Origin of the sequence: Ancylobacter sp. G4_0304, from assembly GCF_047501495.1 — a bacterium.
Classification (GTDB): Bacteria; Pseudomonadota; Alphaproteobacteria; order Rhizobiales; family Xanthobacteraceae; genus Ancylobacter.
Genome location: NZ_JAZDRM010000048.1, coordinates 1 through 26,087 on the forward strand (window position 1 = coordinate 1; position 26,087 = coordinate 26,087).

A 26,087-nucleotide genomic window follows, 5' to 3' on the forward strand; every position below is an offset into this window, starting at 1 on the left:
GGCCCGGAGGGGCTCGCCGGCGGGGTGGCGGCGGTGGGCTCGGCCGCCTTCGGCTTGTCGGAGAACAGCGGGCCGAGATGGGGGGCGACATAGGTCTGCCAGAGGCCGGCAATGCCGTTCGGGAACAGCAGCACCACGGCGATGAACAGGCCGCCGAGGCCGAACAGCCAGAGCTCGGGGAAGCTCTCGGAGAACGAGGTCTTGGCCCAGTTCACCAGCAGCGTGCCGTAGATGGCGCCGAGGATGGAGAGCCGGCCGCCGACCGCGGTGTAGATCACCATCTCGATCGAGGGCACGATGCCGACGAAGGACGGCGACATGAAGCCGACCTGAAGGGTGAACATCGCCCCGCCAATGGCCGAAAGCGAGGCGGCGAGGCAGAACACGAACACCTTGAACGAGGCGACGTCATAGCCCGAGAACCGCACCCGGTCCTCCTTGTCGCGCATGGCTACGAGGATGCGGCCGAGCTTGGAGGACTTCACGAAATAGGCGATCAGGATGCAGGCGAGCAGCAGGCCGACGCAGACGAAATAGAGGACGGTCTTGGCGCTGTCGGTGCGGATGTCCCAGCCGTGCAGCGTGCGCAGGTCGGTGATGCCGTTGATGCCGCCGGTATAGCCCTGCTGGCCGATGATCAGGATGGTGAGGATCGCCGCCAGCGCCTGGGTGATGATGGCGAAGTACACGCCGCCCACCCGGCGCTTGAACATGGCGAAGCCGACGATGAAGGCGAAGAGCGCCGGCACCACCACCACCGCGACGGTGGTGAAGCCGAAGGAGCGGAACGGCTCCCAGAACCAGGGCAGCGAGGTGATCTGGTTCCAGTCCATGAAGTCCGGGATGCCGGGCGTCGACTGGATCTTGGTGTTCTCGACGCTGGAGGCTTCCAGCTTGAGATACATCGCCATGCAGTAACCGCCGAGGCCAAAGAACACGCCCTGGCCGAGCGAGAGAATGCCGGCATAGCCCCAGCACAGCACGAGGCCGAGCGCGACGAAGGCGTAGGTCAGGTACTTGCCGACGAACTGGAGGCGGAAATTATCCAGCGCCAGCGGCAGGATCACCAGCAGGAGCACGGCGAGGATGACGATGCCGATGGCGTCCCGTGGGCGAAGGAAGAAGGTGCGTCCGGATTGGGTCATGTGCGGTTCCTCAGCGACGGACCTTGATGACGAACAGGCCCTGCGGCCGCAGCATCAGGATGATGACCACGCCAAGCAGCGTGAGGACCTTGGCCATCGAACCGGAGAGGAAGAACTCCATGGTCGACTGGGCCTGCGAGATGGTGAAGGCGGAGGCGATGGTGCCGAGCAGGCTCTGCGCGCCGCCGAAGACGACGACGAGGAAGGTGTCGACGATGTAGAGCTGGCCCGAGGTCGGCCCGGTGGAGCCGATCATGGTGAAGGCCGAGCCGGCGACGCCGGCGATGCCGCAGCCGAGGCCGAAGGTGTAGCGGTCGACCTTCTCGGTGTTGATGCCGACGGCGCCGGCCATGACGCGGTTCTGCACCACGGCGCGCACCTGCTTGCCCCAGCTCGACTTGTACATGAGCAGCGCCACGGCAACGGTGATCGCGATGGTGAGGCCCATGACGAACAGGCCGTTGATCTGGACTTCCACGACATCGGTGACCGGCAGCGAGCCCATCATCCAGTTCGGCAGCTCGACGCCGACCTCGCGCGGGCCGAAGACGGAGCGGTAGAGCTGCTGGAGGATGAGGCTGAGGCCCCAGGTGGCGAGCAGCGTGTCGAGCGGGCGCTTGTAGAGCCGCCGGATCATCAGCCATTCCACCGCCATGCCGAGCGCGCCGGCGGCGATGAAGGCGAGGATCATCGCGATGAAGAAGTAGATGCTGAAGAGGTCCGGGATGTAGTTCAGGAAGAACTGCGAGGTGAAATAGGTGACATAGGCGCCGAGGATCATGAACTCGCCATGGGCCATGTTGATGACGCCCATCTGCCCGAAGATGATCGCGAGGCCCAGCGCCATCAGCACGAACACCGAGAACAGGATCAGGCCGGCGAAGCCCTGCATCAGAAAGATCGAGCTGAGTTCGCTCAGCGAATATTCAGAGAACATCACTTATCCCCCGGCGTGCGCGTGGTGGCGCGGTCTCAAGCGGTCTTGCGGTCCAACGGAAACAGGCCGGAGAGGGCGCGAGCACCCTCTCCGGTTTGGAACCTTGAGGCGATCACTGGTAGCCCTTCGGGAACGGATCGGGCTCGATCAGTTCGGGGGTCTCGAACACGACCTTGAACTGGCCATCGGCCTGCGCCTGACCCACGCGGGTCTTCGACCAGAGGTGATGGTTCGGGTGGATCTTCACGTAGCCTTCCGGCGCCTTGGAGAATTCGATGCCGGCCGAGGCCTCGGCGATCTTGTCAATGTCGAAGGAGCCGGCCTTCTCGACCGTCATTTTCCACAGCCACGGGCCGAGATAGGCGGCCTGCGTCACGTCACCGATCACGGTCTTCTCGCCCCACATCTTCTTGAAGGCGGCGACGAAGTCCTTGTTGTTGGGGTTGTCGAGCGACTGGAAGTACTTCATGCAGCTATAGGCGTTGACGAAGTTCTCGCCGCCGATGCCGTCGATCTCGTCCTCGGTGACCGAGATGGTCAGCAGGGTCTGCTTGCTGAGGTCGATGCCGGCGGCCTTGAGCTGCTTGTAGAAGGCGACGTTCGAGCCGCCGACGACCGCGGCGTAGATCACGTCGGGCTTGGTCAGCTTGATCTTGTTGATCACCGAGTTGAACTGGGTGTGGCCGAGCGGGAAGTATTCCTCGCCCGAGACCTTGCCGCCGAGCTTCGCCTCGATGTGCTTGCGCGCGATCTTCATCGAGGTGCGCGGCCAGATGTAGTCCGAGCCGATGAGATAGAAGCTCTTGCCGCCCTTCTCCTTGTTGACCCAGTCGAGGCCGGCGAGGATCTGCTGCGTGGCTTCCTGGCCGGTGTAGATGACGTTCTTGGACTGCTCCAGTCCTTCATAGAAGGTCGGGTAGTAGAGCATGCCGTTATACTGCTCGAACACCGGCAGCACCGCCTTGCGCGAGGCCGAGGTCCAGCAGCCCATCACGGCGGCGACCTTGTCGTTGACCAGCAGCTTCTTGGCCTTCTCGGCGAAGGTCGGCCAGTCGGAGGCGCCGTCTTCCTGGATGTACTTGATCTTGCGGCCGAGCACGCCGCCCATGGCGTTGATCTGCTCGATCGCCAGCTTCTCGGCCTGCACCGAGCCGGTCTCGGAGATCGCCATCGTGCCGGTGACGGAGTGCAGGATGCCGACGGTGACTTCCGTGTCGGTCACGGCAAGACCCGTGGTGTTGACCGCGGAGGTCGCCGGCGCCTGAGCGAGGGCGGGGGTAGAAAACAGGCCGGAGGACGCAAGCATCGGGATAGCAGGCATCGCCGCGATGCCCATAAGAAGCTTTCGGCGGGTGCTCGAAAACTTCATCGAATTATCGTCGTTAGAAGACATACATTCCCCTCCACGGGTTAGACGTGCCTCGACAAGCTTTTCACCATGCTTGTGTTGGGATGATCGTGGAGGGCGATGCGGCGGTGCAGCAATACGTCGATTGACGTATAGGGGATCGGCGGATTGCGCATGACAATGATGGCAACGATGGACGACGGGTGCGCTCGCGGACGTTGCGTGCATTTTCATGCGCGCGCGCGAGCGGTAATTTCGAAATACTTCAGGGTAAACGAAGCTTCGGGAGCGGATTTCAGGGTCAGTAGCTTTTTTCTGCCTCGATGCGTCGATTCACCTAATTCGTTTTCTGTCGTGGGTCGGATTTTCGTGTTTGATAATCTCGGGGGCTGTCTATGCTCTCGGGCGGTGCCGTGAACCGGAACGACGGTTTGCGAGGCGGTGCAACAAAAGGCCTGGGAGCAAGCGGAGGAGAATGTCGGGCGTCAAAGCGGCGAGGCAGAACCCTATGGCGGCGGAGCAGAGGATCGTTCGCGTTCGGCGCCGCTATAACCAGTGGGTCGTCAACGAGACGCTGGAGGACTATGCGCTCCGCTTCACCGCGAAGAGCGCGCGGCGCTGGTCGGCGCTGCGCGTGGCCAACACCGCGCTGGGCGCGGTTTCCTTCCTGGCGCTGGAGGCGATCGGCGGCGCGATCACGCTCGCCTATGGCTTCGAGAACGCGGTGGCGGCGATCATCGCGGTCTGCGTCATCATCTTCGCCACCGGCCTGCCGATCAGCTTCTACGCCGCCAAGTTCGGCGTCGACATCGACCTGCTGACCCGCGGCGCGGGCTTCGGCTATATCGGCTCGACCGTCACCTCGCTGATCTACGCCTCCTTCACCTTCCTGTTCTTCGCCATCGAGGCGGCAATCATGGCGCTGGCGCTGGAGATGTGCTTCGGCGTGCCGCTGATGGTGGGCTATTTCGTCAGCGCGCTGGTGGTGATTCCGCTGGTGACGCACGGCATCACCTTCATCAGCCGGTTCCAGCTCTGGACGCAGCCGCTCTGGGTGGTGCTGAACCTCATTCCCTTCGTCTTCATCTTCGTGAACCACGGCGATTCCCTCGGGGGGTGGACCAGCTATTCCGGCCGGCTCGGCGCGCCGGACGGGGCTTTCGACCTCGTCCAGTTCGGCGCCGCCGCCACGGTGATCTTCGCGCTGGTGGCGCAGATCGGCGAGCAGGTGGACTTCCTGCGCTTCCTGCCGCGCCGCGCGCCAGGCCGCACCGAGGCCGCGCGCAACGCGGTGTGGTGGGTGGCGCTGCTCTCCGCCGGGCCGGGATGGATCATTCCCGGCGGGCTGAAGATGCTGGCCGGCTCGTTCCTCGCCTATTTCGCGCTGACCCATGGCGTGCCGTTCATCCATGCCGCCGAGCCGACCCAGATGTATCTGGTGGCGTTCGAGACCGTGTTCTCGCCCCCGGTCGCGCTCGCCTTCACCGGGGTGTTCGTGATCCTGGCGCAGCTCAAGATCAACGTGACCAACTCCTATGCCGGGTCGATCGCCTGGTCGAACTTCTTCTCGCGGCTGACTCACAGCCACCCCGGCCGGGTGGTGTGGCTGGTGTTCAACGTGTCGATCGCGCTGATGCTGATGGCGCTCGGCATCTACAAGGCGCTGGAGCAGATCCTCGGGCTTTACGCCATCGTGGCGGTCGCCTGGGTCGCGGCGCTGGTCGCCGATCTCGTGGTCAACAAGCCGATGGGCTGGAGCCCGCCGGGCATCGAGTTCAAGCGCGCCCATCTCTACGACATCAATCCTGTCGGCGTCGGCGCGGTGATCGCCGGCACCTTCGTCGCCGTGCTCGCCTTCGCCGGGCTGTTCGGCGTGGTTCTGCAGGCCTTCGCGCCCTTCGTCGCGCTGGTGGTGTCGTTCGTCGCCGCCGCCGCCATCGCCTTCGCGACGCAGGGCCGCTACTACATCGCCCGCCGCACCACCAAGAACTGGGAAGGCCGGCTCTCGCTCAAGTGCTGCATCTGCGAGCACAAGTTCGAGCCGGAGGACATGGCGCATTGCCCGGTCTATGCCGGCCCGATCTGCTCGCTGTGCTGCTCGCTCGACGCGCGCTGCCATGACCGCTGCAAGGAGGACGCCCGCTTCCCCGAGCAGATACTGGCGGCGCTGCAGGCGACGCTGCCGAACTGGATCGTGGCGCGGATCAATACGCGCATCGGCCATTATATCGGCGTGCTGTCGCTGCTGGCCTCGGTGATCGGAGGGATTCTCGGCGTCATCTATTTCCAGTCCGCCTTCGCGCCGGTGCCCGAGCGCGACGCGATCGGGCACATGCTGTTCACGCTGTTCTTCATCCTGCTGATCATCGCGGGCGTGGCGGCGTGGCTGTTCGTGCTGGCGCAGGAGAGCCGGCGCGTCGCGCAGGAGGAAAGCAACCGCCAGACCGCGCTGCTGATGCGCGAGATCGAGGCGCACAAGCGCACCGACGCCAAGCTCCAGAAGGCCAAGGAGGTGGCCGAGGCCGCCAACCTCGCCAAGAGCCGCTATGTGGTCGGCGTGAGCCATGAACTGCGCACGCCGCTCAACGCCATTCTCGGCTACGCCCAGCTTCTGGAGCGCGACACCTCGATTCCCCCGCACCGGCGCGACGCCATCCGCGTGGTGCGCCGCTCGGCCGAGCACCTTTCCGGGCTGATCGACGGGCTGCTGGACATCTCCAAGATCGAGGCCGGGCGGCTGCACCTCACCCGCGACGAGGTGCGCATCGGCGAATTCCTCGACCAGCTCGTCGACATGTTCCGGCTCCAGGCCACCGCCAAAGGCATCGATTTCGTCTATGTCCGCCCCGAGCGGCTGCCGGCGGTGGTCTATACCGACGAGAAGCGGCTGCGGCAGATCCTGATCAACCTGCTCTCCAACGCCATCAAGTTCACCCAGAACGGCCGGGTGGCGCTGCGCGTTTCCTACAAGAGCCAGGTTGCCGAGTTCGAGGTCGAGGATACCGGCATCGGCATTCCGCCCGTCGACCACCAGCGCATCTTCGAGCCGTTCGAGCGCGGCGAGCGCGCGGGCACCTATTCCACCGCCGGCATCGGCCTCGGCCTGACCATCACCAAGCTGCTGACCGAGATCATGGGCGGGGAAATCTCGCTGCGTTCCACGCCGGGGGCGGGCAGCACGTTCCGCGTCAAGCTCATGCTGGCGGAGGTCACCTCGCCGACGCGCGCCGGGCCGATCCAGCACCGGCGGATCGCCGGCTATGCCGGGCAGCGGCGCACGGTGCTGGTCGCCGACGACGACGTGGCGCATCGCGAGTTGATGCACGAATTGCTGGTGCCGCTCGGCTTCACCGTGCTCTCGGCCGCCGATGGCGTCGCCGCGCTGGACATGGTGCGCGAATGGGACCCCGACCTCCTGCTGCTGGACATTTCCATGCCCGGCCTCAATGGCTGGGAAGTGGTGCGCCAGCTGCGCGACGAGGGCTTCGGCCGGCTGCGCATCATCATGATTTCCGCCAATGCCGGCGAGATCCTCGGCCCCGGCGTCGATATGCCCAGCCATGACGACCACATGGTCAAGCCGGTGCATCTGCGCGGGCTGCTGGAGAAGATGCAGCAGCTGCTCGATCTGGAATGGATCGGCGACGCCGACCCTGCGGCGCTGGCCGCGCCGCGCGAGGAGCGGCTGAGCGCGCCGGCGCCCGGGCATCTGGAGGAACTGCTGAAGCTCGGCGAGATCGGCTATGTGCGCGGCATCCAGGCCAAGCTGAACGAGATCGAGAAGGCGCCCGGCAACAATGAAGCCTTCGTCTCCCACATGCGAGAGCTGATGGAAACCTTCGACTTCAAGCGATACATGGCGGTTCTGGAGGCGTTGCGCGGCAATGATGCATAGCGTGGAGCGCCGCGACATCGTGCTCGTGGTGGACGATTCCCCCGAGACGCTGAGCCTGCTGACCGACGCGCTGGAAGCCGCCGGCGCGACCGTGCTGGTCGCGACCGAGGGCGCGAACGCGCTGGCGCTGGCCGAGCGCATCACGCCCGATGTCATCCTGATGGACGCGCTGATGCCGGGCATGGACGGCTTCGAGACCTGCCGCCAGCTCAAGCGCAACAAGGCGATCGCCCATGTGCCGGTGATCTTCATGACCGGCCTCTCGGAAACCGAGCAGATCGTGAAGGGGCTGGAGGCCGGCGGCGTCGATTACGTCACCAAGCCGATCTCGCCGGACGAACTGATCGCGCGCATTCGCGTCCACCTCGCCAATGCGCGGCAGGCGCACAGCGCGCGCGCGGCGCTCGACGCCTCCGGCCGCTTCCTGCTCTCGGCGACGCGCGGGGGCCGGGTGCTGTGGGCGACCCCGCAGGCGACCGCGCTGCTCGGCGCGGTGTCCGGCACCGCGCCGGGCGATTCGCTTGTGCTGCCCGAGACGGTGCGCCGCTGGCTCGACGGGCAGCGCGGCGACCCGAGCGGGGTCGAGCCGGGCGTGATCGAGCTGTCGGTCGAGGGTTCGCCGCGCCGGCTGCGCCTGTCCTATGTCGGCCAGATTGGCCCGGACGAATTGCTGCTGCGCATCGTCGAGGATGGCGGCGTGCCGCCCGAGCAGGTGCTCCGCACCAAGCTGAACCTGACGGCCCGTGAGGCCGAGGTGCTGATGTGGCTGGCGCGCGGCAAGGCCAATCGTGACATCGGCGAAATTCTCGGCCTGTCGCCGCGCACGGTGAACAAGCATCTGGAGCAGATCTACTCCAAGATCGGGGTGGAGAACCGCGCCGCCGCCGCCGCGCTCGCCGTGACCGCGCTGGCGCCGAAATAGCCACCCGTTCCAGCACTTATCCTTGACCGACACCGCGTGAGCGCCGGCCCAAAAGGCCGGGGTTCGCGAGGTTTGCGCGCGTCCGCCCCGCGCTGAGGTTTCTGCCATCGCGCCGGTGTCAGGGTGCTTATTTGAAATTTTGATTAAAGTGCAGGCGGAAAGGTACGAAATTATTGCAATTTCCATTGGAATATGTAGCTTTGGTTGCCAGATCGTTCGTCCCGCTCTGGAGGGAGCCATGACACGCAAGATCGGAGCCGTGAGTTGCGCGGCACTGATGGTGGCAGCCAGCCTGCCCTTCGGTGCCGCCTACGCGCAGCAGAGCGCGGCCGGCCAGGCGCTGCAGCAGGCCGTCGACCGGACCTGCGTCGTCGAGATCAACACCACCACGATCTCGACGGCGAACGGCCGCATCCAGCTTCAGAACCTCTGCTACAATCCCCGCGCCGTCCGCATCTCATGGAGCGACGGCCGGCTGGTGGACTACTGCCTGAACAGCGCCGGCGACGTGCGCTATGTCCAGAAGCTGACCGACGATTACAAGATGTTGCGCGAGCAGGACATTCTGCTCTGCCCCTGATCTTAGGATCGGCCACGGCTTGAAACGATCAACGCCCGCACGGGATGCCGCGCGGGCGTTGATCGTTTCAAGGGGATGACGGACGGCGCCGGGAACCGGGATCGACGTCGCGCGACGATGCGCCGGCGTCAGCCGGAGGGGATGTTCTCATCGATCCGATGCGTCCCCACCAACGGCCTCGGGTGCCTGACGGGAGCCGGGCGGGGCTTAGCTCAAGCGCCGCGTGAGCTTGGACAGGCGCCGCGGGCTTGGCCAGACTCTTATGAGCCAAACTCACGAGCCTTTGGCATCCGTTGACCGAGGCGCCTCAGGCCGGCTCGGCCAGCCCTTCGGAAATCGGGGCGAGGCGATCGAGCTCCTCGTCGGCGAACAGGCGGGAGCGGGTGAGGAAGCGCTTGTCGCGCCCGTTCTCCAGGCTGAACATGCCGCCGCGCCCGGGCACCACGTCGATGATGAGCTGGGTGTGCTTCCAGTAGTCGAACTGCGACGGGCTCATGAAGAACGGCACGCCGCCAATCTCGCCCATGCGCACGTCGCGGTCGCCGACGATGAAGTCGCCGGTCGGGTAGCACATGGGGGAGGAGCCGTCGCAGCAGCCGCCGGACTGGTGGAACAGGATCGGCCCGTATTCGGCCCGGAGTTCCGCGATCAGGTCGAGCGCGGCCGGCGTCGCCAGCACGCGGGCAACCGGAGTGTCGGTGGCTGCGGTGTCGGTGGTCAGTGTGTCGGCGGTTACGGCGTCGGTCATTGGCGTCCTCCCGTTCAAGGTCGCCATAGCCCGTTGACCGGCCTTGCGCGGCGACGCTGCCTTCAAAATGGCGACGGCCGGCCTTGGGGGCAAGGCCGGCCGTGCCGATGGTTGCCGGTGCGCCGCGCTCAGGCGGCGATGTCGAGCACGATGCGGCCGTCGATCTTGCCCTTGCGCATGCGGTCGAACACGTCGTTGATGTCGTCGAGCCTGGCGCGCTCCACGGTCGCCTTCACCTTGCCGTCGGCGGCGAAGTCCAGCGATTCCTGAAGATCGAGCCGGGTGCCGACGATGGAGCCACGCACGGTGGTGCCGTTCAGCACCATGTCGAAGATCGGCAGGTCGAACGAGCCGGGCGGCAGGCCGTTCGCCACCAGCGTGCCGCCGCGGCGCATCATGCCGATCGCCTGGCTGAACGCCTTGGGCGAGACCGCCGTGACCAGCACGCCATGGGCGCCGCCGATCTCCTTCTTGAGCACCGCCACCGGGTCCTGCTCCAGCACGTTCACCGTGACGCTGGCGCCGAGCCGGCGGGCGAGGTCGAGCTTGTCCTCGGCGACGTCGACCGCCGCGACGTTCAGGCCCATCGCCTTGGCGTATTGCACCGCCATGTGGCCGAGCCCGCCGACGCCGGAAATCACCACCCAGTCGCCCGGCTTGGTGTCGGTCATCTTCAGGCCCTTATAGACCGTGACGCCGGCGCACAGCACCGGGGCGATCTCGACGAAGCCGATATTGGCCGGCAGGTGGCCGACATAGGCGGGGTCGGCGACCACATAGTCGGCGAAGCCGCCATTCACCGAATAGCCGGTGTTCTTCTGCTCCTCGCAGAGCGTCTCCCAGCCGCCGAGGCAGTGGGCGCAGTGGCCGCAGGCGCTGTAGAGCCACGGCACGCCGACGCGATCACCTTCCTTGACGTGCTTGACCCCGGCGCCGACGCCCGAGACGTAGCCAACGCCTTCATGGCCGGGGATGAAAGGCGGGTTGGGCTTTACCGGCCAGTCGCCTTCGGCGGCGTGGAGGTCGGTGTGGCAGACGCCGGAGGCCTGGATGCGGACCTGGATCTGGCCCGGACCGGGCTCGGGGATCGGCACTTCCTCGATGACGAGGGGCTGGCCGAAGGCGCGAACAACCGCAGCTTTCATGGTCTTGGTCATAGAGCCTCGCCTTGTCTGGGGCCGGCGCCGGACTGCGTCGGCCGGGAAAATGAACCGGCGGGAGAATGGCATGGCCCCTCCCGCCGGACATCGATGGGACTGCGTAGGCAGTTTTGCCCACGCCGCCGCGATCAGAAGAAGCCGAGCTTCTTCGGCGAGTAGCTGACCAGCATGTTCTTGGTCTGCTGGTAGTGGTCGAGCATCATCTTGTGGTTCTCGCGCCCGATGCCGGACTGCTTGTAGCCGCCGAAGGCCGCGTGGGCGGGATAGGCGTGGTAGCAGTTGGTCCACACCCGGCCGGCCTGGATGGCGCGGCCGAAGCGATAGGCGCGGTTGCCGTTTCGCGTCCACACGCCGGCGCCCAGCCCGTACAGCGTGTCATTGGCGATGGAGAGCGCCTCGTCCTCGTCCTTGAACGTGGTCACCGACACCACCGGCCCGAAGATCTCCTCCTGGAAGATCCGCATCTTGTTGGTGCCCTTGAACACGGTCGGCTTGACGTAATAGCCGCCGGCCAGATCGCCGCCGAACTCGTTGCGCCCGCCGCCGGTGAGCACCTGCGCGCCCTCCTGCTTGCCGATGTCGATGTAGGAGAGAATCTTCTCCAGCTGCTCGGAGGAGGCCTGCGCGCCGATCATGGTGGCGGGATCGAGCGGGGAACCCTGCACGATGGCCTCCACGCGCTTCAGCGCCCGCTCCATGAAGCGGTCATAGATGTCTTCCTGGATCAGCGCGCGCGAGGGGCAGGTGCAGACCTCGCCCTGGTTCAGCGCGAACATGACGAAGCCCTCGATCGCCTTGTCGAAGAAATCGTCATCCTCGGCCACCACGTCGCTGAAGAAGATGTTCGGCGACTTGCCGCCCAGCTCCAGCGTGACGGGGATCAGGTTCTGGCTGGCGTACTGCATGATCAACCGGCCCGTGGTGGTCTCGCCGGTGAAGGCGATCTTGGCGATGCGGTTGGAGCTCGCCAGCGGCTTGCCGGCCTCAAGGCCGAAACCGTTGACGATGTTGAGCACGCCGGGGGGCAGCAGGTCGGCGATCAGCTCGGCCAGCACGAGGATGCTCGCCGGGGTCTGCTCCGCCGGCTTCAGCACCACGCAGTTGCCGGCCGCGAGCGCGGGGGCGAGCTTCCACACCGCCATGAGAATCGGGAAGTTCCACGGGATGATCTGCCCGACCACGCCGAGCGGCTCATGGAAGTGATAGGCGATGGTGTCGTGGTCGATCTCGCTGATGCCGCCTTCCTGCGCGCGGACGGCGCCGGCGAAATAGCGGAAATGGTCGATGGCGAGCGGCATGTCGGCGGCGGTGGTCTCGCGGATCGGCTTGCCGTTGTCCCAGGTCTCGGCCAGCGCCAGCAGGTCGAGATTGGCCTCCATCACATCGGCGATCTTATTGAGGATCAGCGCGCGCTCGGCGGCGGAGGTCTTGCCCCAGGCATCCTTGGCGGCGTGAGCGGCGTCGAGCGCCTTCTCGATATCCGCCGAATCGGAGCGGGCGATTTCACAGATCTTGCCGCCGGTGACCGGCGAGGTGTTGTCGAAATAGCGCCCGTTCACCGGCTCGACGAACTTGCCGCCGATGAAGTTGCCGTAGCGGGCCTTGAAGGGGGACTGCTTGGTGATGGCGAGTTCAGGCTTGTTCATTGGTTCCTCCCAGGGTGGAGCCCATGAGATTGCACCGCCTGTGCCAGAGCTGTGCGGCGCTGCACAAAATCGTTACTGCAGGGCGGGAAGATATTGGGAATGCTGGAGGTCCCATTCCATTCTGGGATCACTCCACATCATGGGAATGGACGGCGTTCCAAAACTTTGCAACAACTGTCGGAGATAACAACAAGACCTGCGACATGTGTGGCAAATTGCAACACTCGGGAGGATCGCATGCGTCACGAGGACTCTTCGCGCACGGTGCTGGCCGCGCGACGCCAGTTCTTCGAGCATGGGCGGCCGGAAGGGCCGCGCATGTCCGCGCTGGTATCGGCGCCGATCCTGCGCTCCTGGCAGCGCTGCGCGGCGCGCGGGCTCGACAATTCGGTGCTGCCCCGCCTCGAACCCCTGACCGCCCATGAGTTCCGCGAGGCCTCCGAGCGCCAGGACAGGCTGCGCCGGCTGTGCCGCCCGGAGCTGGAAGGGCTCTATGCCGACGCCATGCAGACCGGCTGCGTGGTCATCCTCACCGATGCCGATGGGCTGATACTTGACGCGCTCGGCCATGCCGACTTCGCCGCGCGCGCGGCGCAGGTGGCGCTGCGGCCGGGCGTCGGCTGGGGCGAGACCTCGACCGGCACCAATGCGGTGGGCACCGCGCTGGTCGAGGGCCGGCCGATCGCGGTGCATGGCGGCGAGCATTATTACGACCCGCACGCCATTCTGAGCTGTTCCGCCGCGCCGATCGTTGACCCTTACGGGCGCACCATCGGCGCGCTGGACCTTTCCGGTCCGGCGGCGGTGGACCATCGCCACGCGCTGGGGCTGGTGCGGCTGGCGGTGGAGCAGATCGAGCACCGCTTCTTCGACGAGGATTTCGCCGGGCGCCGCGTGCTGCGCTTCCAGAGCGAGCGCGCCATGCTCGGTACGGCGCGCGAGGGCATCATGGTGTTCGAGGACGATCGGCTGGTCGCCGCCAATCGCCACGGCCTCTCGCTGCTGGGCATGGACTGGTCGGCGCTCGGCCTGCGCCGGGCGGACGAATTGTTCACGCGGCTGCCGGGCGGCACCGGCGAGCAGCCGCTGACCGACGCCACCGGCCGCGCGCTGTTCTGCCGGGTCGACGGCGAGCCGGCCTCCCGCCCGGTGGCGCGCGCGCCAGCGCAGATCGGGGCCGACGAGGCGCCGCTGCTGCTGCGCGAGAGCGACCGGCAGGCGGTGCAGCGCGCGCTGCGCATGGTGGAGGCCAACGTGCCCGTGCTGGTGCGCGGCGAGACCGGCACCGGCAAGGAGATGGTCGCCCATGAAATCCACCGCCGCAGCACCCGCGCCGACGGGCCGTTCGTCGCGGTGAACTGCGCGGCGATCCCCGAGACGCTGATCGAGGCGGAGCTGTTCGGCTATGAGGACGGCGCCTTCACCGGCGCGCGGCGCCACGGCCGCAAGGGGCTGCTGCGGCAGGCGGATGGCGGGGTGCTGTTCCTCGACGAGATCGGCGACATGCCGCTGTTCCTCCAGACCCGGCTGCTGCGCGTGCTGCAGGAGCGCGAGGTCTCGCCGCTCGGCGGCGGGCGGCCGGTGAAGGTGGATTTCGCGTTGATCTGCGCCACCCATCGCGACCTTGCCGCGCTGGTCGAGGCCGGGACGTTCCGCTCCGACCTGTATTTCCGCATCGCGCATTACACGATCCAGCTCCCCGCGGTGCGGGAACTGCCGGACCGCACGGCGACGGTGCGCGAATTGTGGCGGCGCATTGCGGGCGACCGGCGCCTGTCGCTGGCGCCGGGCTGCGAGCAGCGCCTCGCCGCCTATGGCTGGCCCGGCAATTTCCGCCAGCTGGTCGGCACGCTGCGGGTGCTCGCCGCGATGGCGCAGCCCCATGAGCCGGTGGGCGAGGACATGCTGCCCCCCGATATCGCCACGGGTGGAACGCTCGCTCCACTTGCGGCGCGGATCGAGCGCGCGGCGGACGGGGAGGGGGAGCCCGAGGACCGCCGGCTCGGCGACATCACCCGCGAGGCGATGCGGCAGGCGCTCGATGCCTGCGGCGGCAATGTCTCGAAGGCGGCGCGGCGTCTCGGGGTGAACCGCTCGACGCTCTATCGCCGGCTGCTGAACGAGGGGTGAGGGCCGGCTATCAGCCTTCGCCGGGCCGGGGGCCTTCGGGCCGGCTCTTGGGCAGCGGCGGCACGTTGGTGCGGCCTTCGGCGTGGTCGCGGTACAGCGCCGCGCGGGCCAGCAGCATCAGCGTCACCGGTGTGGTGATGGTGACGAACAGCGAGATGAGCAATTCGTGCACCAGCGGCCGGCTGCGCAGCACGCTGAAGCAGATCATCGAGGCGATGAGGATGCAGCCCGCGCCCAGCGTGGCGCCGAGGCTCGGGGCGTGGACGCGGGAATAGAAGCTGCGCAGCTTCACCAGCCCGATCGAACCCAGCAGCGCGACGCCAGCGCCGGCAACGACGAGGACCGAGACCAGCAGCGCCGCCCAGAGCGGCAGGTCGGGCGCCTGGCTCATTCGATCACCTCGCCGCGCATCAGGAACTTGGAGAGCGCCACCGTGCCGACGAAGCCGAGCAGGCCGATGACCAGCGCCGCCTCGAAATAGAGCGTCGCCCCGCTGCGCATGCCGATGGTGAGCAGCAGCAGCATCGAGTTCACATAGAGCGTGTCGAGACCGAGGATGCGGTCCTGCGCGCGCGGGCCGCGCAGCAGACGCAGCACCGCGCAGCCCATGGCGATGCCGAGCAGCACCTGCGCCAGAGTGAGCGACCAGCCCAGGATCAGCACGCTCATTGGAAAATCTCCATCAGCAGCCGTTCATAGCGTTCCTTGATCAGGCGCTTCCATTCCTCCTCGTCGACCAGATCGAGCACATGGATGAGCAGCGCGCCGGTGGAGGAGGTGTAGTTCACCCAGAGCGTGCCCGGCGTGCAGGTCAGGATGATCGACAGCACGGCGAGGCCATAGGGGCTGGTCATGTCGAGCTGCACGGTCATGAAGCCGGCGTTCCGGTCGCCCTCGCGCCCGCGCAGGATGATGCGGGCGACCGCGAGGTTGGAGCTGAACACGTCGAGGAACACCCGCCAGGCGAGCGTGACCATGGCGCGGGGGCGGCGCAGGCGCACCGGCTCGGGATCGAGCGCCACCATCGACCAGGCGCCGCCGAACGCGACCAGCGCGCCGAACAGGATCTGCCCCGGCGAGATGCTCTGGTTCATCAGCAGCCACATGGCCAGCAGCGCCAGAAACAGCTTGGGGTGCGGGAGGATGCGGCTCAGCATGCGGCTCATGGCGCGGGCCTCACGGTGTCGTCGCCGGGCGCGTGGAGCGCGTGGGCGCGGTGCCGAGCACGTCGCTGGCATATTCGCTCGGCCAGTGCAGCACCTGTGCGGTGGCTTCCATGTAGCGCATGGCCGGGCCGCCGACCGCCGTCATCGCCACGCACAGGAACAGCAGCACGCCGACCGGGATGAGTTCCACCGCGCGCACCGGCGGCAGCGTGCCTTCCGCCGGCACCCAGAGCGAGCGGATGCCGGTGCGGGTCATGGCGATCAGCGAGGCGAGGCCGCTGCCCATCAGCAGCACGATGAACGCCCAGTGATCGAACGGGATGGCGCCGGCCTCGTTGATCAGCGCCGAGAGCATGGCGAATTTGGCGATGAAGCCGGAGAGCGGCGGCAGGCCGGCGAGCAGCACGGTGCAGGCGACGAAGGCGCCGCCGAGTATCGCCGTGGTGGCCGGAATCGCGATGCCGATCTCCTCCTCCTCTTCCTCCGTGTCGTCCTCGGCATCGCCGAACACTTCCATGGTCACCGCCAGCACGTCGGCGCCGGCATCGCGCCCGCGCTCGATCAGCTCGATCAGCAGGAAGAAGGCGGAGAGCGCGAAGGTGGAGCTTGCCAGATAATACAGTGCGCCGGAAATCACCGCGCTGTTGGAGGTGCCGATCGCCGCCAGCAGCGTGCCCGAGGAGGCGAGCACGCTGTAGCCGGCGAGGCGCGGCATGGATTGCGAGGCGAGCACGCCGATGCCGCCGAAGGCCAGCGTCGCCATGCCGCCGTAATACAGCCAGGAGATGCCGAAATCGGCCGAAGCGCCCGCGTCCTCGCCGAACACCAGCAGCGCGAGGCGAAGGATCACATAGACACCGACCTTGGTCATGATGGCGAACATCGCCGCCACCGGCGCGCAGGCGGCGGCATAGGTGGTCGGCAGCCAGAAGCTGAGCGGCCACATGCCCGCCTTCACCAGGAAGGCGACGCCGAGCACCGCCGCGCCGGCCTCCACCAGCGTGCGGCTCTGGTCGCTCAGCGCGGGGATCAGCCGGGCGAGGTCGGCCATGTTCAGCGTGCCGGTGACGCCGTAGATCAGGCTCACGCCGACCAGGAACAGCGAGGAGGCGACAAGGTTGATCGGGATGTAGTGCAGCCCGGCCTTGACCCGCGCCGTGCCGGAGCCGTGCAGCACCAGCCCGTAGGAGGCGGCGAGCAGCACCTCGAAGAACACGAACAGGTTGAACAGGTCGCCGGTGAGGAAGGCGCCGTTGAGGCCGGCGATCAGCAGCAGGAACAGCGTGTGGAAGCGCGGCCCCGCCTTGTGCCAGCGCGCCAGCGCGTAGGTCATGGTCGAGCAGCCGAGCACCGCAGTCAGCACCAGCATCATCGCGGAGAGCCGGTCCGACACCAGCACGATGCCGAAGGGCGGGGGCCAGCTTCCCAGCGGATAGACGATGATCGAGGAGGTGCCGTCCGCGGATTCCGCCGTGGCGAACACGGTGAGCGCGGCCGCGATCGCCAGCAGCGCGACGAGGGTGCCCAGACTCAGCGTCGCCTTGAGCACGCGGCGGCGCTCGTCGAACAGCAGCATCAGCGCCCCGACCGCCAGCGGCAGCAGGATGGGCAGGATGACCAGATGATCGGCGAGGGTGCTGCGCATGGCTCAACTCTCCCTGCCGTCGACGTGATCGGTGCCGGTACGCCCGCGCGCGGCGAGCAGCAGCACCAGGAACAGCGCGGTCATGGCGAAGCCGATCACGATCGCGGTCAGCACCAGCGCCTGCGGCACCGGATCGGCCAGCACCGCCGCGTCGCCGACCGAGCCGGGCTTGAGGATCGGCGGGGAATCCACCCGCAGCCGGCCCATGGCGAAGATGAACAGGTTGACGGCGTAGGACAGCAGCGCGAGGCCGATGATCACCTGATAGGTGCGCGGGCGCAGCAGCAGCCACACGCCCGAACCGGCGAAAATCCCGATGCCGATGGCGAGCACCATTTCCATCACTCGCCCTCCGCCGCGCGCGTGCTGCGGGTGGAGCGCAGCGACTGGTGGGCCAGCGCGATCAGGATCAGCACCGTGGCGCCGACCACCAGCGCGAACACGCCGAGATCGAACAGCAGCGCGCTCGCCGCCGGCACCTTGCCGATCACCGGCAGGTCCAGATACTGGAAATGCGAGGTGAGGAACGGGTAGCCGAACCACCACGAGCCCATGCCGGTGAAGGCCGAGGTGAGCAGGCCGAGCCCCATCCAGCGCAGCGGCAGCACGCGCAGATGATCCTCCACCCAGCGGGTGCCGCTCGCCATGTACTGCACCACGAAGGCGATGGAGAGCGTGATGCCGGCCGCGAACCCGCCGCCCGGCAGATCATGCCCGCGCATGAACAGGTAGACCGCGAAGGTGCCGATCACCGGGAACAACCAGATCATGATCACGCGCGGGATCAGCAGGTAGTCGCGGATGGTCTCGCCGGGCGCGCGGTCCGGCTCGGCGTCGTCGAACGCGTCCTGATAGCGCTGCTGCGCCGGGGTCTCGATGCTCTCCTCCGCCGGACGGAACCGGCGCAGCAGGGCGAAGACGGTGAGCGCCACCAGGCACAGCACCACGATCTCACCCATGGTGTCGAAGCCGCGGAAATCGACCAGGATGACGTTGACGATGTTGGTGCCGCCGCCCTCGGTATAGGCGCGCTCGACGAAGAAGCGCGAGACGCTGGTCGGCAGCGGGCGCGTCATCATGGCGTAGGCGAGGAAGGACAGCGAGGCGCCGACCGCGACCGCGATGGAAAGATCGGCATAGCGGCGGAACAGCACGCTCGGTGGCGGGCGGGTCGGGTACACGTCCTCGATGCGCTGCGGCAGCCAGCGCAGGCCGAGCAGCAGCAGCACCGTGGTGACGATCTCCACCAGAAGCTGCGTCACCGCCAGATCCGGCGCCGAGAGCCAGACGAAGGTGATGCAGGACACCAGTCCGGCGCCGCCGAGCAGCACCAGCGCGGCGAGGCGGTGATATTTCGCCTGATAGGCCGCGCCGACGCCGCAGGCGATGCCGATCGCCCAGAGCAGCGCGAAGCCCGGCGGCAGCGGCGTGCCGGGCAGGTCGCCGATGCCGACCATGCCGCGGACATAGAACGGCGACAGGCCGGCCAGCACCGCGAGCACCACGACCAGACGCATCTGCGGCTGCAGCCGCCGCGTGCCGAGCGTATGCTCCAGCGCGCGCGCCCATTGCCAGGAAATGGTGGCGAGCAGCTTCTCGAAGATGCGCTGGCCTTTCAGCTCGCGCACCAGCGGCGGGCCTTCGACCCCGCTCGCCAGATAGCGGCGCAGCAGCATGTACAGCACCACGCCGCCGCACAGCGCGATGATGCTCATCACCAGCGGCAGGTTGAAGCCGTGCCAGATCGAAAGGCTGAACGCCGGCAGCTCCGGCCCGACCACCGACTGGGCGGCGGTGCGCAGCAGCGAGCCGACGGTGAAGCCGGGCACGATGCCGATCAGCAGGCAGATCAACACCAGCAACTCGATGGGAAAGCGCATCCAGTGCGCCGGCTCGTGCGGCTCGCGCGGCAGGTCCTTCGCCGGGGGGCCGAAGAACACGTTGAGGATGAAGCGCAGCGAATAGGTGACCGAGAACACGCCGGCCAGCGTCGCCCAGTAGGGCAGGCTGTCGTCAAGCAGCGAGCCGGTGTGGTCGGCCACCGCCTCGGCGAAGAACATTTCCTTGGACAGGAAGCCGTTGAGCAGGGGGACGCCCGCCATGGAGGCCGCCGCCACCATGGCCAGCGTCCCTGTATAGGGCAAGGCGCGGTACAGGCCGCTGAGCTTGCGGATATCGCGGGTGCCGGTCTCATGGTCGATGATGCCGGCGGCCATGAACAGCGACGCCTTGAAGATGGCGTGGTTCAGGGTGTGGAAGATCGCCGCGATCACCGCCAGCGGGCTGCCGAGCCCGATCATCAGCGTGATCAGCCCGAGATGGCTGATGGTGGAATAGGCGAGCAGGCCCTTGAGGTCCTGCTGGAAGATCGCCGAATAGGCCCCGACCAGCAAGGTGAGCAGACCGGTCGGCACGATGAGATAGAACCAGAGGTCGGTGCCCGACATCACCGGCCATAGCCGGATCATCAGGAAAATGCCGGCCTTCACCATGGTCGCGGAGTGCAGATAGGCCGAGACCGGGGTCGGCGCCGCCATGGCGTGGGGCAGCCAGAAATGGAACGGGAACTGCGCGCTCTTGGTGAAGGTGCCGAGCAGGATCAGCACCAGCGCCGGCGCATAGAGGCTGCTGCCGCGGATCAGATCGCCCGAATTCAGAATCTCGTCGAGATCGTAGCTGCCGACGATGCGCCCGATCAGCAGCGCGCCGACGAACAGGCACAGGCCGCCGGTCGCGGTGACGGTGAGCGCCATGCGGGCGCCGTCGCGGGCGGTGTTGTTGTGGTGCCAGTAGCCGATCAGCAGGAACGAGAACAGGCTTGTGAGTTCCCAGAAGAACACCAGCTGGATCAGGTTGCCCGACAGCACGACGCCGGCCATGGAGCCGGTGAAGGCCAGCAGGAACGAGAAGAAGCGCGGAACCGGGTCCTCGGAGGACATGTAATAGCGCGCATAGAGCACGACCAGCGTGCCGATGCCGTAGATCAGGATGGCGAACAGCCAGGCCAGCCCGTCGAGCCGCAGCGTGAAGTCGAGCCCGAGCATCGGCAGCCAGTCGAGCCGCAGCCAGACCGGAATGCCGGCGGGCGCGGTGAAGTACAGCCAGACGAGGATGGCGGAGCAGATCACCGAGATGCCGCCGGCCAGGATGCCGGCAGCATTGCGCGCATTGGTCGGCAAGAAAACCGCCAGCAGGCTGCCCGCAAACGGCAGGGTCAGCACCACCAGGAGGAGAAAGCCGTCCGACATGCGCGTCAATGTCTCCTTCGCGCGGGCTGATATTGCATGATTTCGACCATTATGGTTGATTTGCCTAGGTCGAAGCAAGGCACAAGCGATGGATTTATCGCCCGAACAATGCCGCGCTGCACGCGGCCTTCTGGACTGGACCCAGGAAATGCTGGCGTCCCGCGCCGGGGTGTCCCGCAGCACCGTCCGCGATTTCGAGTGCCACCGCCATGTGCTTCACCGCGCCACGGAATCGCTGCTGGTGCGCACGCTGGAGGAGGCGGGAATCATGCTGCTGCAGCCCGGCGAGCACGGGCCGGGCGTGCGGATCCGCTGAGACGTGCGCGCGCTCAAAGGAAAGGCGCGTGAGCGGAGGGCTCTGCGGAGCCGGCCGTTCCGGCGTCTCCGCAGAGCCGGGGGCGCTATTCCCCGAACAGTTTGTCGGTCGCGGTAATGAGCCCGATGGTCGGGTTCTTGGCGCAATACTCGCCGAGCTTGCCGGCATTCTCGACGAACGCGTCGGTGTCGATGACGGGCGGCGCGTCCACGTCCTTGTAGTAGGCGTCGAGCCACGCCAGGGTCAGCATCATCTCGGTCTTGTCGCTGGCGAGGAACTGCTCGCAGGTCTCGGTCGACAGGTCGATCTGGGTGGCAACGGCTGGAAGCGGCAGCAGCAGGCACGCGGCGGCAAAAACCAGGCGCTTCATGGGGGTTCATCCCGGATAGCGGCGCGTACTTCATTGCCCGCGCCTTGGGTAAGGGGATAGCACAGCTTGTGCGTGCGGGATAAGCGGATGTCGCGTCGGGAAGCGTCGCCGGAGCGGGCGGAAGGAAGACCAGCATGACATCGGCGGGCGAGGAAACGGCTGGTGTGCCCGAGCGGCACGCCCGGCGGAAATGGCCGCGCCGGCTCGGCACGCTCATGCTCTGCTTCGCGGCGCTGGCAGTCGCGGCCTGGACGGCGCTGGCGGTATTCTACCAAGCGGAGGGAGCCGGCCGCGTACTTGGCTGGGGACTGGCGGGGCTGGCCGCGAGCGCCGTGCTCGTGTTCGCGCTGAGCGGCCGGCGGCTGCGCGCGCTGGGGGTGCTGGCGCTGGGCGTGGTTCTGGTGGGCCTGTGGTGGGCGAGCATCCGGCCCTCCAACGAGCGCGACTGGGCGCCCGACGTGGCGCGCGGGGTGACGGCGGACATCGCCGGGCGCGAGGTGACCGTCCACAATGTCCGCGATTTCGACTGGCGCACCGAGGATGAGGGCGCGCCGCGCTGGGAAACGCGGCGCTACGCGCTCGACGACCTCGCCTCGGTGGACCTGTTCTCCTCGACCTGGGGCAACCCCGCGATAGCCCACACGCTGGTCAGCTTCGGCTTTCGCGACGGCGGGCATCTGGTGTTCTCGGCGGAAATCCGCCGCGAGGCCGGCGAGGAATTTTCGGAAATCGGCGGGTTCTTCAAACAGTTCGAACTGGTGCTGATCGCCGCCGACGAGCGCGACATCATCCGGCTGCGCACCACTATGCGGCGCGAGGAGGTGTCGCTTTATCCGCTCGACCTGCCGCCACGGGTGCGGGAGGCGCTGTTCCTGTCTTATCTCGACCTCGGCAACGAGCTGGCGGTGGAGCCGCGCTGGTACCAGACCGTGACCACCAACTGCACGACGGTGATCTTCAAGCTGGTGCGCGCGATCGATCCCGGCCTTCCGCTGGACTGGCGCATCCTGCTGTCGGGCTACCTGCCGGATTATCTGTTCGAGCGTGGGCTGATCGCCGGCGGCGGCACGCTGGATGAGGTGAAGGCGCGGGCACTCATCGGCGAGCGGGCGCGGGCTACCGATGCGGCCGAGGGTGGCGCCCTGGACGGGCAGGCGGACGGGGCGAGGGATTTTTCCGCGCGTATCCGGGCGCCGGCTCGCTGAGAATTGCGCGCGGGGGAGCACCCTGTCTGGCAGTCCGGCTATCCGGGGGGCAGCTTGGCGGCGGGACGGAAACGGGCGGCAGCTCCGTGGCAAACGAAAACCCCGCCGCAGCTGTGAGGCTACGGCGGGGCTCTGTCGATCCGGCGCGGGGCCGGGCGTCACGTCACACGGCTCACGCCGCGGCGACGGCCTTGGTCGGGACTTCCGAGATGGTCTTCAGGATCTGGGAAGCGATGGCGTAGGGGTCGCCCTGGGAGTTCGGGCGGCGATCCTCAAGATAGCCCTTGTAGTCGTTCTTGATGAACGAGTGCGGGACGCGGATCGACGCGCCGCGGTCGGCGATGCCGTAGGAGAACTTGTTCCACGGCGCGGTTTCGTGCTTGCCGGTCAGACGCTTGTCGTTGTCCGGGCCGTAGACGGCGATGTGGTCCATCAGGTTCTTGTCGAAGGCCGCCATCAGGGCCTCGAAATAGTCCTTGCCGCCGACCGTGCGCAGATACTCGGTCGAGAAGTTGGCATGCATGCCCGAGCCGTTCCAGTCGGTGTCGCCGAGCGGCTTGCAGTGGAACTCGATGTCCACGCCGTACTTCTCGGTGAGACGGAGCAGCAGGTAGCGGGCCATCCACACTTCGTCAGCGGCCTTCTTGGAGCCCTTGCCGAAAATCTGGAATTCCCACTGGCCCTTCGCGACTTCCGCGTTGATGCCTTCATGGTTGATGCCGGCTTCGAGGCAGAGCTCAAGGTGCTCTTCCACGATCTGGCGGGCCACGTCGCCGACATTCTTGAAGCCGACGCCGGTGTAGTAGGGGCCCTGCGGCGCGGGATAGCCATGCTCGGGGAAGCCGAGCGGACGGCCGTCCTTGTAGAAGAAGTATTCCTGCTCGAAACCGAACCAGGCGCCTTCGTCGTCGAGGATGGTGGCGCGGGCGTTGGTCGAGTGCGGGGTGACGCCATCGGGCATCATCACTTCGCACATCACCAGCACGCCGTGCTTGCGGGCCGGATCGGGGTAAAGCGCGACCGGCTTCAGCACGCAGTCCGAGCTGTGACCTTCGGCCTGCTGCGTGGACGAGCCGTCGAAGCCCCACAGCGGCAGTTCATCGAGCGAGGGAAAGTGGTCGAATTCCTTGATCTGCGTCTTGCCACGCAGGTTCGGGGTCGGCTTGTAACCGTCGAGCCAGATGTACTCGAGCTTGTATTTGGTCATGTCGGGTCTCTCGTAAGCTGAAGACGCGGGCTCTAGGGGCACGTCGAGGGTGCCCCGCCGAATGCCTGACAAGTCCTTAAGCACATCCCGTGCCAGCTTGCCCGCGCAGCGGTGCGCGAACGGCCGAAGCGGGGAACCCGGCGACGTTTCAACCGTTAGCCTGCGCGGAATAGCGCCTGCGGCACTTTTTATCGGGCTGGCCGTGCCCGAGCCGGTCGAGGTCGGCGCGTGGCCTGTCGCAGAAATGTCCACTCTGCCCAAGGACCGGGCGTCGTGTCTAAAAATCAGGCGGACTGATTTGAATGTCGAACCGAACCGCGAGATTTTTGTGCGCCTAACTTTTAGGCATTATCTGATGACATAGCAGGCATTCAGGGTGTTTTTTTGCCGTTTGGTGCTATTTATCGTGGCAAACTGTGCTATATGATCCTGAACCTGACGCATTTTTGCGCTGCGTTAAAGGAGAGAAAAATGAACGAAGCAATTCATGGGGCGACCCATGGCGAAGGCGCCAAGATCTACCAGTTCCCGGTCGGCGGGCGCGCCGGCGCGGCCAGCGTGGCCGGCCAGCGTCCCGAGGCCCGTTTTGCCCGCGAAGTGGCGGCAGTGAAGGCGATGCGCTCGGTGGTCGGCGATAGCTGGTATCACGACGAGGCGATCGCCGACGACAAGCCGCTTCGCAAGAGCTGAACAGCGGACAATGTCGAAAGACCGAGTAACAGCCACAGAGCTTGACGGCTGAAGAGGGACGGGGATCATCCACCGTCCCTCTTTGTTTTTGTGCGCCTCGTTTTCGAGCGTCCTGTCCGCGCGCCTGCTGCTTTCGGCGGGCTGACGTCGCGGTTCGGCCCGATGCTAGAGTGCGGTTCCTCCCGCCCGCATCCCGCCGAATCGGAACAGGCCCTCATGTCGACGCTTCACGACGGATATTTCTCTCTTGGTCTGGATGCCGACCCGGAACTCGCCACCTCGATCCGCGGCGAACTCGCCCGCCAGCAGGACGGGATCGAGTTGATCGCCTCGGAAAACCTGGTGTCCCGCCTCGTGCTGGAGGCGCAGGGCTCGGTGCTCACCAACAAGACCGTCGAGGGCCAGCCTTACGCGCGCTATTACGGCGGCGCGGAATTCGCGGACGCCATCGAGGCGCTGGCGGTGAAGCGGGCCTGCGAACTCTTTGGCTGCCGCTTCGCCAATGTGCAGCCCCATTCCGGCTCCAACGCCAATGCCGGCGTGTTCCTCGGCCTGCTGGAGATCGGCGACACGATACTCTCCATGGACACGGCGGCGGGCGGGCATATCAGCCACGGCCACCCCGCGACGCTGACCGGGCGCGACTACCGCATCGTGCGCTACGGCGTGAGCCGCGAGAGCGAGCGGGTCGAACTCGACGAGGTGCGCGCGCTCGCGGTGGCGAACCGGCCCCGCATGATCGTCGCCGGCGGCTCGGCCTATGCGCGTGCGCTCGACTTCGCCGGGCTGCGCGCCATCGCCGACGAGGTGGGGGCGCTGCTGATGGTGGACATGGCGCATTTCGCCGGTCTGGTGGCGACCGGGCTTTATCCGCACCCGTTCCCCCATGCCCATGTCGTGACCTCCACCACCTATAAGTCGCTGCGCGGCGCGCGTGGCGGCTTCGTGCTGTGGAACGACGAGAGCCTGAGCGACCGCATCAATTACGGCATCTTTCCCGGCGTTCAGGGCTCGGTGATGATGCACATCGTCGCCGCCAAGGCGGCCTGTTTCGGTGAGGCGCTGCGGCCGGAATTCGCCGCGTACAACGCCGCCGTGCTGGAAAATGCCCGCGCCATGGCCGGAACGCTGGTCGCGGCCGGGGTACGGCTGGTGGCCGGCGGTACCGATTGCGGGCTGATGCTCGCCGACCTCAACCCGCTGGGCGTCACCGGCGACATCGCGGCCAAGGCTCTGGAGAAGGCGGGGATGGCGGTGAACAAGAACCAGATTCCGTTCGATATCCGCCCGCCCGAGGCGCCTTCCGGCCTGAGGCTCTCCGCCAATGCCGGCACCGCGCGCGGCTTCGGCGCGGCCGAGTTCGAGACGGTGGGCGGCTGGATCGCGCAGGTGCTCAAGGCGCCGTCCGACGCGGCACTGCTGGCGCGCCTGCGCGAGGAGGTCCGCGCCCTGTGCGCCCGCTTCCCGATCTACGGGTGAGCGGGGGCATCAGGGGTCGGCGTCCTTCAGGCGTCAGAGCCGGGCCAGAAGCTCGGTCTTCTTGGCGGCGAATTCCTCGTCCGACAGGATGCCTTTCGCCCTGAGATCGGCGAGACGCTCCAGCGTGGCGAAGATGTCGTCGGCGCTGCGGCTTCCCGGCGCGGCGGACGGCGCGGGCTCGCGGGTGGGCGCGGGCTCGGGTTGGTAGGTGGGCGCGGGTTCATAGACAGGCGAGCGTTCCTGCGCGGGT

General features: G+C 66.9%; 23 protein-coding genes. 8 read left to right on the forward strand and 15 right to left on the reverse strand.

All coding sequences use genetic code 11. The annotated features are described in order from the left end of the window. The 3 genes from urtC to urtA form a co-directional block, all read right to left on the reverse strand. Positions 1–1,145: urea ABC transporter permease subunit UrtC (gene urtC, locus VRZ77_RS19885; RefSeq protein WP_414594313.1), on the reverse strand; the 1,145-nt coding region annotated here is incomplete at its 3' end. A gap of 10 nt (positions 1,146–1,155) precedes the next feature. Beyond that, positions 1,156–2,082 (reverse strand): urea ABC transporter permease subunit UrtB, encoded by a 927-nt coding sequence (gene urtB / locus VRZ77_RS19890; protein ID WP_414594314.1) that lies wholly within the window; start codon positions 2,080–2,082, stop codon positions 1,156–1,158. 112 nt (positions 2,083–2,194) lie between these two features. Next, positions 2,195–3,475 carry an urea ABC transporter substrate-binding protein gene (gene urtA / locus VRZ77_RS19895; RefSeq protein ID WP_414594315.1) on the reverse strand — a complete coding sequence of 427 codons (1,281 nt, stop codon included), beginning with the start codon at positions 3,473–3,475 and terminating at the stop codon, positions 2,195–2,197. A gap of 463 nt (positions 3,476–3,938) precedes the next feature. Here urtA and VRZ77_RS19900 point away from each other — a divergent pair, with 463 nt between their 5' ends. From VRZ77_RS19900 to VRZ77_RS19910, 3 genes are all read left to right on the forward strand, one after another. Next, positions 3,939–7,325, forward strand: coding sequence for an ATP-binding protein (locus VRZ77_RS19900; RefSeq protein ID WP_414594335.1), 3,387 nt, complete (start codon positions 3,939–3,941; stop codon positions 7,323–7,325). After that, complete coding sequence (locus VRZ77_RS19905) at positions 7,315–8,247, forward strand: response regulator (protein WP_414594316.1); 933 nt, start codon at positions 7,315–7,317, stop codon at positions 8,245–8,247. The genes VRZ77_RS19900 and VRZ77_RS19905 overlap by 11 nt, the downstream gene beginning before the upstream one ends. Positions 8,248–8,485: 238 nt before the next feature. Continuing rightward, a complete protein-coding gene (locus VRZ77_RS19910; protein WP_414594317.1) occupies positions 8,486–8,827 on the forward strand; it encodes a hypothetical protein in 342 nt (113 codons plus the stop codon). Between the two features lie 307 nt (positions 8,828–9,134). Here VRZ77_RS19910 and VRZ77_RS19915 read toward each other — a convergent pair whose 3' ends face one another. The 3 genes from VRZ77_RS19915 to adh all read right to left on the reverse strand — a co-directional run bounded on the left by VRZ77_RS19915 (position 9,135) and on the right by adh (position 12,381). After that, positions 9,135–9,575, reverse strand: coding sequence for a DUF779 domain-containing protein (locus VRZ77_RS19915; protein WP_414594318.1), 441 nt, complete (start codon positions 9,573–9,575; stop codon positions 9,135–9,137). 128 nt (positions 9,576–9,703) lie between these two features. After that, the gene (gene adhP, locus VRZ77_RS19920) at positions 9,704–10,732 is read right to left on the reverse strand and encodes an alcohol dehydrogenase AdhP (protein ID WP_414594319.1); all 1,029 of its coding nucleotides are present in this window, start codon (positions 10,730–10,732) and stop codon (positions 9,704–9,706) included. 131 nt (positions 10,733–10,863) lie between these two features. Continuing rightward, complete coding sequence (adh, locus tag VRZ77_RS19925; RefSeq protein WP_414594320.1) at positions 10,864–12,381, reverse strand: aldehyde dehydrogenase; 1,518 nt, start codon at positions 12,379–12,381, stop codon at positions 10,864–10,866. Between the two features lie 237 nt (positions 12,382–12,618). Here adh and VRZ77_RS19930 point away from each other — a divergent pair, with 237 nt between their 5' ends. Further along, entirely contained in the window at positions 12,619–14,511 is a 1,893-nt protein-coding gene (locus VRZ77_RS19930; RefSeq protein ID WP_414594321.1) for a sigma-54-dependent Fis family transcriptional regulator, read from the forward strand. 10 nt (positions 14,512–14,521) lie between these two features. Here VRZ77_RS19930 and mnhG read toward each other — a convergent pair whose 3' ends face one another. From mnhG to VRZ77_RS19960, 6 genes are read right to left on the reverse strand one after another with little or no spacing between them, the layout of a single operon-like run. Then, positions 14,522–14,902 (reverse strand): monovalent cation/H(+) antiporter subunit G, encoded by a 381-nt coding sequence (gene mnhG, locus VRZ77_RS19935; RefSeq protein ID WP_414594322.1) that lies wholly within the window; start codon positions 14,900–14,902, stop codon positions 14,522–14,524. Further along, a complete protein-coding gene (locus VRZ77_RS19940; RefSeq protein ID WP_414594323.1) occupies positions 14,899–15,180 on the reverse strand; it encodes a K+/H+ antiporter subunit F in 282 nt (93 codons plus the stop codon). Before VRZ77_RS19940 ends, mnhG begins: the two co-directional genes overlap by 4 nt. After that, positions 15,177–15,677: a Na+/H+ antiporter subunit E gene (locus VRZ77_RS19945; RefSeq protein WP_414594324.1), complete on the reverse strand. Its 501-nt coding sequence runs from the start codon at positions 15,675–15,677 to the stop codon at positions 15,177–15,179. Before VRZ77_RS19945 ends, VRZ77_RS19940 begins: the two co-directional genes overlap by 4 nt. Before the next feature lie 10 nt (positions 15,678–15,687). Next, on the reverse strand, positions 15,688–17,322 hold the full coding sequence (locus VRZ77_RS19950; RefSeq protein WP_414594325.1) for a monovalent cation/H+ antiporter subunit D: 1,635 nt from the start codon (positions 17,320–17,322) through the stop codon (positions 15,688–15,690). A gap of 3 nt (positions 17,323–17,325) precedes the next feature. Then, positions 17,326–17,664: a Na+/H+ antiporter subunit C gene (locus tag VRZ77_RS19955; RefSeq protein ID WP_414594326.1), complete on the reverse strand. Its 339-nt coding sequence runs from the start codon at positions 17,662–17,664 to the stop codon at positions 17,326–17,328. After that, positions 17,664–20,570, reverse strand: a complete 2,907-nt coding sequence (locus tag VRZ77_RS19960) for a monovalent cation/H+ antiporter subunit A (RefSeq protein WP_414594327.1) — start codon at positions 20,568–20,570, stop codon at positions 17,664–17,666. The genes VRZ77_RS19955 and VRZ77_RS19960 overlap by 1 nt, the downstream gene beginning before the upstream one ends. An 88-nt stretch (positions 20,571–20,658) precedes the next feature. Between VRZ77_RS19960 and VRZ77_RS19965 the strand changes: the two genes are divergently transcribed. Then, positions 20,659–20,886 (forward strand): helix-turn-helix domain-containing protein, encoded by a 228-nt coding sequence (locus VRZ77_RS19965; RefSeq protein ID WP_414594328.1) that lies wholly within the window; start codon positions 20,659–20,661, stop codon positions 20,884–20,886. 85 nt (positions 20,887–20,971) lie between these two features. Here the strand turns inward: VRZ77_RS19965 and VRZ77_RS19970 are convergent, their stop codons facing one another. Then, a complete protein-coding gene (locus tag VRZ77_RS19970) occupies positions 20,972–21,256 on the reverse strand; it encodes an HdeA/HdeB family chaperone (RefSeq protein WP_414594329.1) in 285 nt (94 codons plus the stop codon). A gap of 134 nt (positions 21,257–21,390) precedes the next feature. Between VRZ77_RS19970 and VRZ77_RS19975 the strand changes: the two genes are divergently transcribed. Continuing rightward, positions 21,391–22,461, forward strand: a complete 1,071-nt coding sequence (locus VRZ77_RS19975) for a DUF4105 domain-containing protein (protein ID WP_414594330.1) — start codon at positions 21,391–21,393, stop codon at positions 22,459–22,461. Between the two features lie 172 nt (positions 22,462–22,633). On the opposite strand, the gene VRZ77_RS19980 is transcribed toward VRZ77_RS19975, so the two are convergent. Further along, the gene (locus tag VRZ77_RS19980; RefSeq protein WP_414594331.1) at positions 22,634–23,668 is read right to left on the reverse strand and encodes a glutamine synthetase beta-grasp domain-containing protein; all 1,035 of its coding nucleotides are present in this window, start codon (positions 23,666–23,668) and stop codon (positions 22,634–22,636) included. Between the two features lie 471 nt (positions 23,669–24,139). Between VRZ77_RS19980 and VRZ77_RS19985 the strand changes: the two genes are divergently transcribed. Then, positions 24,140–24,358: a DUF2735 domain-containing protein gene (locus VRZ77_RS19985; protein ID WP_414594332.1), complete on the forward strand. Its 219-nt coding sequence runs from the start codon at positions 24,140–24,142 to the stop codon at positions 24,356–24,358. Positions 24,359–24,574: 216 nt separating this feature from the next. After that, on the forward strand, positions 24,575–25,837 hold the full coding sequence (glyA, locus tag VRZ77_RS19990; RefSeq protein ID WP_414594333.1) for a serine hydroxymethyltransferase: 1,263 nt from the start codon (positions 24,575–24,577) through the stop codon (positions 25,835–25,837). 33 nt (positions 25,838–25,870) lie between these two features. Here the strand turns inward: glyA and VRZ77_RS19995 are convergent. Next, a partial coding sequence (locus VRZ77_RS19995) for an SHOCT domain-containing protein (RefSeq protein WP_414594334.1) occupies positions 25,871–26,087 on the reverse strand: 217 nt, incomplete at its 5' end.